Genomic DNA, 14,832 nt, shown 5'->3' with positions numbered 1-14,832 from the left:
TGGCTCCAGATACCGACACCTCGACGATGACCAAGGACCCCGCGACCCCGGCCACCGGGCGACCGCGGATCCTGCTGCTGGACGGGCACTCGCTGGCGTACCGGGCGTTCTACGCGCTCCCGGTGGAGAACTTCTCCACCACCACCGGGCAGCACACCAACGCGGTGTACGGGTTCACCTCGATGCTCATCAACATGCTCCGCGACGAGCAGCCGACGCACATCTGCGTGGCGTTCGACGTGTCCCGCAAGACCTTCCGCTCGGAGCAGTACGCGGAGTACAAGGCGGGTCGCTCGAAGTCCCCGGACGAGTTCAAGGGACAGGTCTCGCTGGTCAAGGAGGTGCTGGAGGCGCTCCGGATCCCGACCACCGAGATCGACGGGTGGGAGGCCGACGACATCATCGCCACGCTCGCCACCCAGGCCTCCGAGCAGGGCTTCGAGGTGCTGATCAGCAGTGGCGACCGGGACGCGTTCCAGCTGATCAGCGACGACGTCACGGTGCTGTACCCGAAGCGCGGCGTCTCCGAGATCGCCCGGATGGACCCGGCCGCCGTCGAGGAGAAGTACGGCGTGCCCCCGCGGCTGTATCCGGATCTCGCGGCGCTGGTGGGGGAGCAGAGCGACAACCTGCCGGGTGTGCCCGGCGTCGGCCCGAAGACCGCGGCCAAGTGGCTGAACCAGTTCGGCTCGCTGAACGACGTGGTCGACCGGGTGAACGAGATCAAGGGCAAGGCCGGCGAGTCGCTGCGTGAGCACCTCGCCGACGTCATCCGGAACCGGCAGATCAACGAGCTGGTCCGCGACCTGAGCCTGGACGTCGTGGTCGACGACCTGGCCCGGACGCCGTGGGACCGCGACAAGGTGCACACCCTGTTCGACAGCCTGGAGTTCCGGGTGCTGCGCGAGCGGCTCGTGGCCGAGCACGAGGAGGTCGACGCGACCGTCGACCACGGGTTCGAGCTCGAGGGCGCCCAGCTGAAGCCGGGCGAGGTGGCTGCCTGGCTCAAGGAGCACGTGAGCACGGGCGAGCGCGTCGGCGTCGCCGTGCAGGGCAGCTGGGGCGGCGGGACCGGTGAGGTGACCGGGCTCGCGCTGGCGAACACCTCCGGTGCGGCGGCCTGGTTCGACCCGACCGTGCTGACGCCGGACGACGAGTCGGCGTGGCAGGCGTGGCTCGCCGACGAGAAGCAGCCGAAGGCGTTACACGATGTGAACGGTCCGCTCCTCGCCTTCCTGGAGCGTGGCTGGACGCTCGGCGGCCTGAGCTCGGACACCCAGCTGAGCGCGTATCTGGTCCGCCCTGATCAGCGGGCGTACGACCTCGCCGACCTGACCGTGCGGTATCTCAAGCGCGAGCTCCGCAACGAGGAGGCGGAGAACGGGCAGCTCAGTTTCGACGACGTCGAGGGCGGCCCGGCCGCGGACCACACGATGCTGCGGGCGCGCGCGATCGCGGACCTCGCCGACACGCTCGACGCCGAGCTCGAGAAGCAGGCCGGCACGCCGCTGCTCGCGGACGTCGAGCTGCCGCTGATCCAGGTGATCGCCGCCATGGAGCGGGACGGCATCGCGGTCGACCGGCCGTACCTGGAGCAGCTCGAGGAGCGGTTCGCCACCGGTGTGCGGGAGGCCGCCACCTCGGCGTACGAGGTGATCGGCAAGGAGATCAATCTCGGGTCGCCGAAGCAGCTGCAGGTGGTGCTGTTCGACGAGCTGCAGATGCCGAAGACCAAGCGCACCAAGACCGGGTACACCACCGACGCGGACTCGCTGCAGGCGTTGTTCGAGAAGACCGAGCACCCGTTCCTGGCGTACCTGCTGGCGCACCGGGACGCGACCCGGCTGCGGCAGACGGTCGAGGGCCTGCTCAAGACGATCAGCCCTCGCGACGGCCGGATCCACACGACCTTCAATCAGACCATCGCGGCGACCGGGCGGCTCAGCTCCACCGACCCGAACCTGCAGAACATCCCGATCCGGACCGAGGAAGGCCGCCGGATCCGGCAGGCGTTCGTCGTCGGCGAGGGCAACGAGTCGCTGATGTCGGCGGACTACAGCCAGATCGAGATGCGGATCATGGCGCACGTGTCCCAGGACCAGGGCCTGATCGACGCGTTCAACTCCGGGATGGACTTCCACTCCGTCACCGCGTCCCGGGTCTTCACGGTCGAGACGTCCGCCGTGACGCAGGAGCAGCGCGCCAAGATCAAGGCGATGAACTACGGCCTCGCGTACGGCCTGTCGGCGTACGGGTTGAGTCAGCAGCTGAAGATCGGCGTCGACGAGGCCAAGGGCCTGATGGACGAGTACTTCGAAGGCTTCGGCGGCGTGCGGGACTACCTGCGGTCGATCGTGATCGACGCCGGCAAGACTGGCTACACCGAGACGATCCTGGGCCGCCGCCGCTACCTGCCGGACCTGACCAGCGACAACCGGCAGCGGCGCGAGATGGCCGAGCGGATGGCGCTGAACGCGCCGATCCAGGGCTCGGCGGCCGACGTGATCAAGATGGCGATGCTGAAGGTCGACGCGTCCTTGCGCGAGTCCGGCCTCAAGTCGCGGATGCTGCTCCAGGTCCACGACGAGCTCGTCTTCGAGATCGCCCCCGGTGAGCGCGAGGCCCTCGAGCAGCTCGTCCGCCACGACATGGGCCGCGCGGTCGACATGGCGGTCCCGCTGGACGTCTCGGTCGGCGTCGGCCGCACGTGGCACGAGGCCGCGCACTGACCTGACGCCTGACTGATGGACTCGAACCGGCCGTTTCGGTGGGATCTGATCCGGCCGGATCAACTCGGCTCTCTGCTTGACGACGTCCAGAGCTGGGAGCTGTCTTTCCTGGACGACCTGGTCCGCTGCGCCGCCCGGGTCCTCGGGCAGTGCGGCGACGGTGACCTGTACTTCGTCGGTCGCTCGGTGGACAGCCTGTTCGACCTGTTGAGCGGGGCGCTGGCCGACACGACCTGGAGCTCCCGGCTGCACCCGCTGCCGCTCTCGCTGTTCGGTACCGACGGCAAGGACCTCAGCGGCACGGAGCTGCGCCAGCTACGCGCCAACCTGACGGCCGACGGACTTGCTCCCGCCGGGCTGATGCGCGGACGGCCGACGGTCTTCGTCGACCTGGTTCACCAGGGCTCGACCTTCGAGAACCTGTACGCCGTGCTCCGCCGATGGATCGACGACGAGCACGCGCAGTGGGACGTGATCCGGCGGCAGTTCCGGTTCGTCGGGATCACCGCCAGGACGAAAACCAGCCCGAACACGAGGCGCTGGCAGCAGCACGCCGATTTCGCCGCGGAGCTCCCGTCGTCGGCGATCCGGAACGTCTCACTCGACGCCCGCCTCTGGTCGTACTTCGGCGACTACCAGCGCAAGACGACCGCGTCGTTCCGCCGTACCCGCTGGGCGGATCCGGCGGTGGTGGATCCGCCCCGGGACGAGGCGAGCCGGATCGCGCTGGCAGAGGCGGTTCGGGTGGTGGCGGCAGGAAGGGCACCGAAGGTACGGCGGCAGCTGGCGCGGTTGCTGACCAAGGAGCCGGCGATGAGTGAGCGTTGGCTGCGGGACCTGCAGGTCAGTCTTCGCCGGTGATGTAGAGCGGCATCGGGTCGGGGGAGAGGGCGCGGCGGATGCTGACCAGCTCCCGATCCGTCAGGTCGGGCAGGGCGTCGAGCGGCCACCAGCGGACGTCGAGGGACTCGTCGTCGTTGACGCGGGCCTCGCCGCGGAGCGGGCGGCAGCGGAAGCACAGGTCGAGGAACTGGACCTGGTCGCCATTGGGATAGCTGGCCGGCGGCAGCGCCTCGACGCTCACCAGGCGCTCGACCTCGGCCTCGACGGCGGTCTCCTCCTGGATCTCGCGGATCAGGCCGACGGCCGGTTGCTCGCCGGGCTCCAGGATGCCGGCGACCAGGCTCCAGCGGCCGTTGTCGGCGCGCCGGACCAGCAGCACCTCGTCGCGGTCGTTCAGCACTACTCCGGTCAGGCCGGACAGCCACAGCGGGTCGTGCCCGATCTTCTCGCGCAGGTCGAGGATGAACTTCGGCGTCGGCATGCAAAGCACCCTATAGAACCCGTCGGCACGGCACCCGCGGGTTTCTTTCCGCAAGAAAGTTGAGCGGCCGAGAGCAAGCGGTAAGCGCTTGCCGCGCAAGATGCCGACAGTGATTGATCGATATCGTTCGGTGCTCGGCGAGGTCTTCCGTACCAAGGCTTTCTATGTCATTCTCCGGGGCAAAGAATCCGAGATCCTATCGGATATCGCTCTCGGATATTTCGTCTTCGTTCCGACCAGCCGCCAGGAGGAACCATGCCGAACGACGACTCACGCCCTGGAGTCAGCCGTCGATCACTGATCGCGGGGGCCCTCGGCCTGACCGCCGCGACCGCCGGCGGCGGTCTGCTCAGTGGGTGCAGTGACAAGAGCAGCGCGACCGGCGCGGCCGCGGGCGCCGGCGGGGGCGCCCCCAGCGTCACGCTCGGCCCGAAGCTGGCCACCGTGCAGTACCCGGAGGGGTACGTCGGGCCGGTCGCCCGCTCGCTGAAACCCATCACCACCGAGAAGACCACCTTCAAGATCGTCGTCAAGCAGGACGTGACGATCGGCGACTGGAAGACCAACGCCTTCACGAAGTGGCTGGAGTCCAAGACCGGCATCCACATCGAGTGGAGCCAGATCGGCGGCACCGACGACGACGTGATGACCAAGGTCAACGCGATGATCGCGGCCGGCGACATCCCGGACGCGTTCCTCGGGATCGGTTTCACCCGCTCGCAGCTGTTCCTGTACGGCGCGCAGGGCCTGTTCACCGACGTGAACCAGTACATTGACGGGTACGCGCTGAATCTGCAGCAGGCGATGAAGGACTACCCGGACGCGCGCAAGCTGATCCAGGCCCCGGACAAGAAGATCTACTCGTTCCCGGGTATCAACGACTGCTACCACTGCCGGGCCAGCGACGGCCGGGCGTGGCTGAACACCGACTGGATCAAGCAGGTCGGCCTGGCCATGCCGCAGACCACCGACGAGTTCCGCGAGGTGCTGCGCGCCTTCAAGAAGGGGAACCTGGCCGGGAACGGCAAGACCATCCCGTTCGCGGGCTACAAGGACGCTCCGGTCGACCCGTTCCTGATGAACCCGTTCATCTACAACCCGGGCGAGCCGTGGCTGGTGGTCAAGGACGGCAAGGTCGACGTCGCGTTCGACAAGGACGAGTGGCGCGAGGGCCTGAAGTTCGCGAACAGCCTGTACGGCGAGGGGCTGATCAACCGGGACGTCTTCACCGCCGACGAGGACCAGTTGCACCGCTACGGCAACGCGCCGGGCAAGCCGTTGATCGGGGGCGCCCGGACGAACTACTGGGGCAACTTCCTGGACATCGACCAGAAGGACCCGGAGGCGCGGTGGCGCCAGTACGAGGCCTGTCCGCCGCTGAAGGGCCCGAACGGCGTCCAGTACGCCGCCTGGGACTACCTCACCGTCGGCGTCGAGGTGGCCCATCTGGTGATCACCAAGAAGTGCGCCAAGCCGGAGCTGCTGGTGCAGTGGGCCGACGCGCAGTACGAGCTGGAGGCGATCCTGCGCGGGTACGCCGGACCGGGCTACGCGTGGGCGAAGAAGGGTGAGCTCGGGATCAACGGCAAGCAGGCGGTCTACGGGTACGACGCGACCTGGAACTCGCAGAAGAACATCAACTGGAGCCAGGACAACCCGATGTACCGGTCCCAGGACTTCCGGCTGGGTGAGCGGGTGAACCCGAAGGACCTGACCTTCGAGAAGCCGCTGTACGAGCAGACCAAGGAGAAGTACTTCCCGCACAAGCAGCCGCAGGACATGCAGTTCCCGCCGGTCACCCTGGACCAGGACCAGGCCGCGCAGGAGGCCGAGCTGAGGACCAACCTCAAGGGCGAGGTGAACCAGTCCTTCGCGAAGTTCCTGACCGGCCAGCTCGACCCGAACGACGACGGCGCCTGGAACGACTACAAGAGCCGGGTCGAGAAGATCGGGGTGAAGCCGTACCTGGAGCTGGAGCAGGCCGCTTACGAGACCTACAACTCATGAGCGCCGGGACCCTGCCGCCGGACGAGCAGCGACTGGCGGTCGGCGCGTCGATCCAGGACACCCGCGGCGACAAGATCGCGATGGCGTGCGTCTACACCGCGCTCGGTCTGTTCTGCCTCGCGATCCTGTATCCGCTGGTGTACGTCCTCAGCGCCTCGGTCAGCAACACCAGGAAGGTGTCCGCCGGCGAGGTGTGGCTCTGGCCGGTCGGCTTCACGCTGGATGCCTACCGGGCGATCTTCGACTACAAGTCGATCGTCAGCAGTTTCGGCAACTCGGTGTACTACGCGGTCGTCGGGGCCGTGGTGGCCACGATCCTCACCCTGCTGGCGGCGTACCCGCTGTCGCGGAAGGGGTTGCCGGGCAAGGGACTCATCATGGGCGCGTTCGTGTTCACGATGATGTTCAACGGCGGCCTGATCCCGACGTACCTGGTGGTCGACCAGTTGGGACTGCTGAACACGCGCTGGGCGATCATCCTGCCGACCGCGATGGCGGTCTGGAACGTGATCATCACCCGGACCTACTTCATGGTCACGATCCCGGAGGAGCTGGTCGAGGCCGGGAAGGTCGACGGCTGCAGCGACTTCAGCTTCTTCTGGCGGGTCGTCCTCCCGTTGAGCAAGCCGATCATCGCGGTGAACCTGTTGTTCTACGCGGTCGGGCAGTGGAACTCGTTCTTCAACGCGCTCATCTACCTGACCAACGAGCATCTGTTCCCGTTGCAGGTGGTGCTGCGCCAGATCCTGATCCAGTCGAAGGTCGACCCGTCCCAGATGCAGGACACCAGCAAGCTGTTGCAGATGCAGGAGCTGCAGCAACAGCTGAAGTACTCGCTGATCGTCATCGGCATGATTCCGCCGTTGCTGATCTACCCGTTCGTGCAGAAGCACTTCGTCAAGGGAGCCATGGTCGGCTCCCTGAAGGGATGAGCACATGACGACCTCGACACAAGCTCGTCCCTCGGTCCGGGCGGCGAGCCACAAGCGGACGCGGGCGGCGAAGAACGCGGTCGGACTGGGATTGCGGATGCGCCGGAACTGGCAGCTGTACGCCATGCTGGCGCTGCCGATGCTCTGGCTGGCGATCTTCGCGTACTGGCCGATGTACGGCGTGATCATCGCGTTCAAGGACTACAACGTGGTGTCCGGGATCTGGGGCAGCCCGTGGGTCGGGATGAAGTACTTCGACCGCTTCGTGGACTCGTACCAGTTCTGGCGGCTGATCAAGAACACCGTGTACCTGCACGTCTACGAGCTGGTGGCGACGTTCCCGCTGCCGATCATCCTCGCGCTCTGCCTGAACACGATCCGGAAGAAGTGGTTCAGCCGGACCACGCAGCTGATCACCTACGCACCGCACTTCATCTCGACGGTGGTCGTGGTGGGTCTGCTCGTCGTGCTGACCAGCCCGAACACCGGAGTGACGAACAAGCTCATCGGCCTGTTCGGCATCGGGCCGCAGAACCTGATGGGGGACTCCGGGATGTTCCGGCACCTCTACGTCTGGTCCGGCGCGTGGCAGACGATGGGGTTCGCCGCGATCATCTACCTGGCCGCGCTGACCAGCGTGCCGCCGGAGTTGCACGAGGCGGCGATCGTGGACGGCGCCTCGCGGATGCGCCGGATCTGGCACATCGACCTGCCGGCGATCGTGCCGGTGGCGGTGATCCTGCTGATCCTGGACATCGGCCGGATCCTGTCCGTCGGGTTCGAGAAGGTGCTGCTGATGCAGAACAGCCTGAACCTCGATGTCGCCGAGGTGATCGACACCTACGTCTACAAGATCGGTCTCGCGTCGCCGGTGCCGCAGTTCAGCTACGCGACGGCGATCGGGCTGTTCAGATCGGTGATCGGGCTGGTGTTGCTCGTGCTGGCGAACACCTTCGCCCGCCGGTTCGCCAAGTCCAGTCTGTGGTGAGCTAGCCGGCTTGGCGGTGCAGTCCGGTCGCCAGGCCGACGGAGAGTAGAAGCGCGCAGGTGCTGGTCATTGCGACCAGCACCTTCACGCCGTTCAGACCGGTCGCGATGTCGGTGCCGAGCACGATCCCGGCCGCCACCGCGAGTACGACCAGCCCGATCCAGATCCCGAGCGCGGCACGCTTCTCCTGTTGCGCGATCGCGGCGTACACGACCAGCTGCAGTACGGCGTACGCCGAGCCGGCGACAGCGAACAGCCAGGTGTACGGGCCGAGCGGGGCGTACTTCTCCTTGCCGCCGATCACCTCGACCACGATGCCGGGCAGGATCAGCGTCCCGACGACAGCGCACACACCGAGGCCCGCGACGGCCATGATCGCGCGTCGCAGCCGGACGGTGTCGCCGGGGGAGTTGGCCAGCGACGGGAACACCAGCACGATGACGAACTGCGGCAGGAACAGACACGCCTTGGCGATGATCAGGCCGGCCGCGTAGTACCCGCTGTCCTTCTCGTCGAGCAGGGCGCGGGCGAAGAGCACGTCCGCGTTGGCAAGCGCGAAGAACGCGAGCAGCGTGTGTGTCCCGTGCACCGACTCCCGCAGTACGTCCTTGACCTGCTGGCTGGTCGAGCCGCTCGATCCGCGGAGGAAGAACTGGCCCAGCAAGGCTGGTACGGCGGCGCCGAGCGCGAGGCCGGCCATGGCCCAGTCGAGAGACGGGTGGATGAGCAGTGCGCCGCCGCCGAGCACCAGCCGGCCTACTCCGGTGGAGAAGTAGACGGCGGCCAGCTCCGTCCAGCGCTGGCTGCCCTGCAGGATGCCGAGCTGCGAGCCCATCAGCGTGAGGCCGCCGAGGGTCGGAGCGAGTAGCAGGATCGCGACGACCGAGTCGATGTGGAGCAACCACATGAACAGTGGCGTCAGCAGCAGGCAGAGGACGGTGAGACCGAGAGCTGACCGGCGGCCTGCGCGCAGCATCGCATCGGCCAGTGCGGGTGCGCCGTCTCCGGTGTGCGTGGCGAGCTGACGAGCGCCGGCGGCCTGGAGTCCGAGCGAGGCGACGTTGCCGATCAGCAGCAGACCCAGCAGGGCTGTGATCGCCCCGAACTCCTCCGGCATCAGCCGGCGCGAGCCGATCAGCGTGAACCCGTAGGCGGCCACGTTCATGATCGCCATCGCGACGGCGACCACTGTGGCGCTGCGCAGGAAGGCCCGGCGCGGAGCCTGCGGTTCGCTCGCCGGGGTGGTGCCAGACGTCATCCTGCCCTCATACGGTCTCTGGGGTGAGATTGCCGACCTCACGGTACGGCAACGATGCCGCCGGGAAGCCGCCGGATCCGTTAATGTCCCGCCGGTGAGGAGGCTGAAAGCAAGCAGTTCGGAGCAGGTGGTCTGGCGGGCGCGGCTCGTACTGGGCTGCTTGGCTCTGGTCGCCCTGTGCTTCCAGCAGGCTCCCGGCAAGATCCTCGCGGACAGCAAGCTCGAGCTGACGGCGGCGCCCGGCAGGTTCCTGTCGCGAGCTCTGCACGTGTGGGACCCGCACACTGCCTCCGGTCAGGTGCAGAGCGACGCCTTCGGCTACCTCTGGCCGATGGGACCGTTCCACTGGCTGTTGGACACGCTGTCCGTACCGGACTGGATCACCCAACGCCTCTGGTGGTCGCTGGTCCTCTGCGTCGCCTTCTTCGGCATCTGGAAGCTGTGCAACGTTCTGCAGTACGGCGTCCCCTGGACACGCTTCGCCGTCGCGCTGCTCTACGCACTGGTGCCGCGGGTGTTCGGCGAGCTCCCGATCGAGGTGTGGCCGATGGCCATGGCTCCGTGGGTTCTGCTGCCTCTCGTCTCGCCACGGGCGCGCTCTGGCTGGTGGCGCGCCAGCTGGTCGGCTGTAGCGTTCGCGCTGATCGGAGGGGCTGACCCGGTTGCGGGTGTCGCGACGCTGGTCGTACCGGCGGTCTGGCTGGTCAGTCAGCAGAAGCTGAAGCTCCTACTGGGCTGGCTCGGCTTTGTGGTGGCTGCGTCCATCTGGTGGTTGGTACCGCTCGCGCTGCTACTCCAGTACGGCGCTGCGCCGCCAGGCCCGCGCCGGATGCCAGTCGTGGGTGTGGTGATCGGACTGCCGCTCGCGCTCGCCGCAGCTCACTACCTGCGCAGACTGACGACTCTGTCCGTGTCCCGCGGCGTCAACCGCCGCGTCGTACCGGCCGTGGTCGCCTGCCTGGCTGTGGCTGCCGCTGCGCCCGTGGTCCTCTTGCGACCGGACGGCGCGTCCTCGGCGATCCCAGCACATTGGAATGCAGCGGCAGCGTGGCTGGACGAGCAGACGGCTCCGGGCAGTGTGCTGCTCCTGTCCAGCACGACCGAACCACTCACAGCCTTGGTCAAGCGACCGATGGCCGCACTCACGGATGACGTGAAGCGCCGCATCGACTCCGGAGTCGGCGACCAGACGCTACGGCAGGAGCTCAACCACGACGGCATCAGGTACGTCGTCGTGCGCAACGACCTCGAGGACGGCACACCGGCGTTGGCGATCCACGAGAGCCTGGCCGACGCCGGCATCGGGCGAGTCGCGTACTTCGGCCCTGCCGGGCAGACTCGCATCGCGTACCCGAGCGTGGAGATCTACGACGTCGGTGCGACCACACCGGGGCGGCTGATCCCGCGGTCCAGACTCGTGGCAGTCGACGGCACCGCAGACGACGTACCGACCGTGGTCACTGCCCTCGGTGGGAGTGGGGGCGCTGTACTTCGGGCCGACGCCGCGGACAAGCTCGACGGGCTGCCGCTGATCGCGACCGATGATCAGGCTGTCGATCGGCAGCCGAGTGCAGTGGTGCTGAGGAGTGTGCAGACCGGGCGCTCCAGCTGTCTCCATCTCGGCGTACGGGCGGTGTGCAGCCAGGACCAGGCCCAGGGCGCGGACGAGCCGAACGGCCTCTCCCAGACCGTGCAGCTGCCGCGGGCCGCGTCGTACGAGCTGCGGGGTACGGCGTTGCCGAAGGACGGCGACGCGCTCGAGAAGCTCTTGCCGGTGCCTGGCGCGATCACCGCGACGGCGTCCTCGCGAGCGGTCCCGGCGCCGGAAGGCCGGCCGGGTGCGGCTGTCGACCGCGATTCCGGCACCGGCTGGCGCGCGGATCCGGACGACCCGGCTCCGAGCCTGACGCTGAAGTTGCCCGCGGCAAGAGATGTGCGCGGGCTGCGCTTCCAGTCCGACACGTACCTGGATGCGTCCCGGCCGGCCGCGGTGATGCTGCACTTCGATGGCAGTGTGCCGATCCGGGCCACGGTCGACACCGACGGGTACGTCCAGTTCGCGGCGCGGCAGGTGCGGACCATCCAGATCGACTTCACCGCGACGAAGCCGTTGCAGGACGCCCAGCGAAGCCCGGTCGGGGTGACGGAAGTCGTCGTGCTCGGTGCGGACGAGCTGCGCAAGGCAGTCGATCCGGATCGCCGCGTCCCGTCGTACTGCGGGAACGGCCCGGCTGTCCGGATCGACGGCGTTACGGCGCCGACGCAGGTCGCAGCGACCATGCGGGACCTGCTGCAGCGCCGGCCAGTGTCGTTCCGCCTCTGTGGGGCGACTGCGGTGCCGCTGCGGTCCGGGAGCCACCGGGTCGAGGTGATGGCAGGCGGCGGACTCCTGCCGGTTGAGACCACGCTGGTGAAGGCTGGGTTCGGCGACGTGTCCGTGACGCCGGTGCAGGGTGTGGACGTGTGGCGCCCGAACCCGGCCGAGCTGACTGTCGAGGTGCCGGATGCGGACGAGCAGTCCGTGCTCGCGGTCGCGCAGAACTACAACGACGGCTGGGAGGCGTACGACAGCACCGGCCGGAAGCTGACGCCCATCCGGATCGGCGGGTGGCAGCAAGGGTGGGTGCTGCCGGCCTGCCCCGAGCAGGTCGTCACCGCGCGCTTCATGCCGGCTCGGAGCTACCGCGCCGGACTGCTGCTCGGACTGGTGGCGCTGCTCGCAGTCCTGGCCACTGCGGTGTTCTTCCGGCGCACACCGAAGCGCATGACCGGCCGCTCGACCAGGCGGTAGCTCGCCGCCGCCAGCGCGACCGATGCGACAAGCGTCACCAGCAGCTGTACTGCGAACGGCCCGTGGATCAGGCCGAGTACGACGAACTGGTACGCCACCACACCGTACGAGAGCCGAGCGCCGATCTGTGCCGGTCGACCTCCCAGGACGCGGACTGTCTTCGCGCTCGGCGTCAGGATCGGGAAGAGCACGCACGCGACCACGACTGTGTAGAGCAAGCTCTTGAGCAGCGCCTGCGCCGGTGTAGGAGTGGAGTGGTCGTACGGCCCGGCCAGCGGGGTCGCAGCGATCAGGAGGAGCGCTGCGGCGATTCCCCAGAGCGTGCCGGGGACTCTGGTCAGCGCGTCGAGTGATGACGGGCCGAGTCGACCTGTGGCGCGGGCGACCTGCCAGAGCGCCAGCCCCATACCGACTGCGAACCAGCCGAGATACCCGGGCAGCCACAGACCGGCTTCAGGGTGACCGGTGGCTGTGACTGCTGCCATCCACACCGGTCCGAGGACGGTCAGGGCCACGAGGACGAGGAGTCGCCAGCGGACACTCCGGCGGGTCGGCCGCTCGTAGCCGGTCAGGAGCCTGCCCAGGCCGGGCAGGAGCAAGTAGAAGGGGAGCGGCGTCAGGACTGCCCACCGCAGATAGGTGGTCGCGGGATGTGGGACCAAGACGACCGTCAGGACGACGGTGAGCAGCAGCGCAGGGAGAATGCGCAGTGCTCGACCACGCAGGTACGTCAGGGTCAGCGGTGGTTCGGTGGCCGAGAACCACGCCAAGACATGCGGCCGGTAGAGCAGGAAGCCGGAGATCGCGCAGAAGATCGCCCAGCCGACGTCCAGCCGGGACACGGCTCCGGCGAGCGGCGCATGCGTGTGCAGGCCGACCTGCGCGATCACCACTGCAAGCGCGGCGATCGCCCGGAGCCCGTCCACCGCGGGGAACCGGGTCATGCGCTCGGATCCTTGTGTGCGGTCCAGATGGCAGTCCCAGGCACAAACGGCCCGCGCTCGGGACCCCAACCGCCCCAGACCAGGTCATGACCCGCCGGCCATTCCGGCTCGAGCAGATCGTCGACGACGAACCCGGCGCCGGTCAGCTCGCGGATCCAGTCACCCGTCGTCCGGTGGTGCTCGGCGTACACCGGCGTACCGGACTCGTCGACCTCGACGTACGGCGTCCGGTCGAAGTACGAGTGCGTGATGCGCAGACCGTCCGGCGACGGGTCGTCGGGCATGGTCCAGCGGAACGGGTGGGTGACGGAGAACACCAGCAGACCACCTGGCTTCAGTACGCGCTGGAGCTCGCGGAACGCCGTACCGACGTCTGCGACGAAGGGGAGCGCGCCGAACGCCGAGCAGGCGATGTCGAAGGCGCCGTCGCGGTACGGCAGTGCTACCGCGTCCGCAGCGACCGTGCGGACCGTCGTACCGGTCCGTGCGTCCAGCTCCCGGGCGATCCGGAGCTGCTCGAGAGAGATGTCGAAGGCAACCACATCCGCGCCCTGGCCGACCAGCCACCGGGAGCACTGGGCCGCGCCGCAGCCGACCTCGAGGACCCGCCTGCCGCGGACCGGGCCGAGCAACTGGGCAGCCTCCTCGTCGACGCCCTCCGGCGACCAGATGAACCGGTCGTCGCCGAGGAAGTCGCCGTGCTCCTTCAGGTACTCGTCGGCTGCCGAGTCCCAGTAGGTACGACTGGCCCGCGAGGTCTCCACCTCGGTCAGATCCACCCGTACCGGCCTGTTCACCCCGCACACTCTAGTGTCGAAACCATGAGCGACTTCGCCGCTAGTGCTGTTCCGTTGCCAGGCGGTTACCAGGGCCAGACCTATGCGGTCAGTGCGGGTGGCGAGGACGCAGTACTGAAGCTGTATGTGAAGGACCCCGGTCGGGCTGCTGTGGACGCGGCACTGCTCCAGCTGGTGCGAGGACTGCTACCGGTGCCGCGGGTGCTCGACGTGAAGCGCGAGGGTGCGCCGGACGATCCGCCGTACCTGCTGACCGAGCGGCTGCCGGGGGTGAACCTGGAGACCTACCTGGCCACCGCCGGTGAGGACGAGCGGCGGAAGGTCGGGGAGCAGTTGGGGGAGCTGCTCGTGCGGCTGAGCGGTATGCCGTTCCGCTCGTTCGGGCTGTTCCGTGACGGGGAGCTCGGGATCGAGCCGCTCCGCGGTGACCTGGACCAGTACGTCGACAGCCTCGATCTCGGGATGACGCCGGCGCAGCGAACCGGTCTGGACAGCGTGTTCGGCTACGCCGAGGACCTGCTGGCCGAGGGCGTCGAGCGCTTCTGCCTCGTGCACAGCGACTTCAACCCGAAGAACCTGCTGGTGGACCCGGAGACGGTCCGGATCACCGGACTGATCGACTGGGAGTTCGCCCACAGCGGGTCGCCGTACGCCGACCTGGGGAATCTCTTCCGGTTCTGCACGGACCAGGTGCTGGCGCGGGCCGTCCTCGACGTACTCCGGGGGAGCGGGCTCCTGCGGGCGACCGGGCTGGGCGAGCGGCTCGTCGACCTCGGCCGGGCGGCTGATCTGTGGGCGCTCCTCGACCTGGCGGGCCGGTCCGCGCAGCACGAAATCGCGGCGGCCGCGCACCGGCTGGTCATCCGGATGGCGGACACGGGAGACCTGTCCGCAGGCCGTCCGGAGCTGGACGTCGTACTCTGAAGTCAATGGCACGTCGAGAGACCCCGACGGGCGCTCGGTAGGGACCGGGTGCCCCAGGTTGTGCTGCCTTCGTGAAGACCGGTATTCTGTCAGATGCGCTATGGGCCCGCGCGACCTCGGACCGAGCAGGCTCGTGAC

General features: G+C 68.1%; 11 protein-coding genes. 7 read left to right on the top strand and 4 right to left on the bottom strand.

Going from position 1 to position 14,832, the window contains the following annotated elements; translation table 11 throughout:
• Positions 1–26: 26 nt before the first annotated feature.
• Entirely contained in the window at positions 27–2,729 is a 2,703-nt protein-coding gene (gene polA / locus ACIA58_RS12175) for a DNA polymerase I (RefSeq protein ID WP_396404970.1), read from the top strand.
• Positions 2,730–2,744: 15 nt separating this feature from the next.
• Complete coding sequence (locus ACIA58_RS12170; protein ID WP_396403675.1) at positions 2,745–3,590, top strand: hypothetical protein; 846 nt, start codon at positions 2,745–2,747, stop codon at positions 3,588–3,590.
• On the opposite strand, the gene ACIA58_RS12165 is transcribed toward ACIA58_RS12170, so the two are convergent.
• Positions 3,574–4,053: an NUDIX hydrolase gene (locus ACIA58_RS12165; RefSeq protein ID WP_396403674.1), complete on the bottom strand. Its 480-nt coding sequence runs from the start codon at positions 4,051–4,053 to the stop codon at positions 3,574–3,576. The genes ACIA58_RS12170 and ACIA58_RS12165 overlap by 17 nt on opposite strands.
• 255 nt (positions 4,054–4,308) lie before the next feature.
• Between ACIA58_RS12165 and ACIA58_RS12160 the strand changes: the two genes are divergently transcribed.
• From ACIA58_RS12160 to ACIA58_RS12150, 3 genes are read left to right on the top strand one after another with little or no spacing between them, the layout of a single operon-like run.
• Positions 4,309–6,060, top strand: coding sequence for a hypothetical protein (locus ACIA58_RS12160; protein WP_396403673.1), 1,752 nt, complete (start codon positions 4,309–4,311; stop codon positions 6,058–6,060).
• Positions 6,057–6,992, top strand: a complete 936-nt coding sequence (locus tag ACIA58_RS12155) for a carbohydrate ABC transporter permease (RefSeq protein WP_396403672.1) — start codon at positions 6,057–6,059, stop codon at positions 6,990–6,992. Before ACIA58_RS12160 ends, ACIA58_RS12155 begins: the two co-directional genes overlap by 4 nt.
• 4 nt (positions 6,993–6,996) lie before the next feature.
• Positions 6,997–7,980 (top strand): ABC transporter permease, encoded by a 984-nt coding sequence (locus ACIA58_RS12150; RefSeq protein ID WP_396403671.1) that lies wholly within the window; start codon positions 6,997–6,999, stop codon positions 7,978–7,980.
• A 1-nt stretch (position 7,981) separates the two neighbouring features.
• Here ACIA58_RS12150 and ACIA58_RS12145 read toward each other — a convergent pair whose 3' ends face one another.
• The gene (locus ACIA58_RS12145) at positions 7,982–9,238 is read right to left on the bottom strand and encodes an oligosaccharide flippase family protein (RefSeq protein ID WP_396403670.1); all 1,257 of its coding nucleotides are present in this window, start codon (positions 9,236–9,238) and stop codon (positions 7,982–7,984) included.
• A gap of 94 nt (positions 9,239–9,332) precedes the next feature.
• On the opposite strand from ACIA58_RS12145, the gene ACIA58_RS12140 reads away from it, so the two are divergent.
• Positions 9,333–12,029: an alpha-(1->3)-arabinofuranosyltransferase family protein gene (locus tag ACIA58_RS12140; protein WP_396403669.1), complete on the top strand. Its 2,697-nt coding sequence runs from the start codon at positions 9,333–9,335 to the stop codon at positions 12,027–12,029.
• On the opposite strand, the gene ACIA58_RS12135 is transcribed toward ACIA58_RS12140, so the two are convergent.
• Together ACIA58_RS12135 and ACIA58_RS12130 are read right to left on the bottom strand one after the other, a co-directional pair.
• Complete coding sequence (locus ACIA58_RS12135; RefSeq protein WP_396403668.1) at positions 11,918–12,973, bottom strand: acyltransferase; 1,056 nt, start codon at positions 12,971–12,973, stop codon at positions 11,918–11,920. The two genes, ACIA58_RS12140 and ACIA58_RS12135, sit on opposite strands and share 112 nt — an antisense overlap.
• Entirely contained in the window at positions 12,970–13,770 is an 801-nt protein-coding gene (locus ACIA58_RS12130; RefSeq protein WP_396403667.1) for a class I SAM-dependent methyltransferase, read from the bottom strand. The genes ACIA58_RS12135 and ACIA58_RS12130 overlap by 4 nt, the downstream gene beginning before the upstream one ends.
• 24 nt (positions 13,771–13,794) lie before the next feature.
• Here ACIA58_RS12130 and ACIA58_RS12125 point away from each other — a divergent pair, with 24 nt between their 5' ends.
• The gene (locus ACIA58_RS12125; RefSeq protein ID WP_396403666.1) at positions 13,795–14,694 is read left to right on the top strand and encodes a phosphotransferase family protein; all 900 of its coding nucleotides are present in this window, start codon (positions 13,795–13,797) and stop codon (positions 14,692–14,694) included.
• Positions 14,695–14,832 lie beyond the last annotated feature (138 nt).

The sequence above is a fragment of the Kribbella sp. NPDC051586 genome, assembly GCF_044453965.1.
Classification (GTDB): Bacteria; Actinomycetota; Actinomycetes; order Propionibacteriales; family Kribbellaceae; genus Kribbella.
Note: the sequence above shows the minus strand (reverse complement) of the source record. Positions and strands in the feature narration are given on the sequence as shown.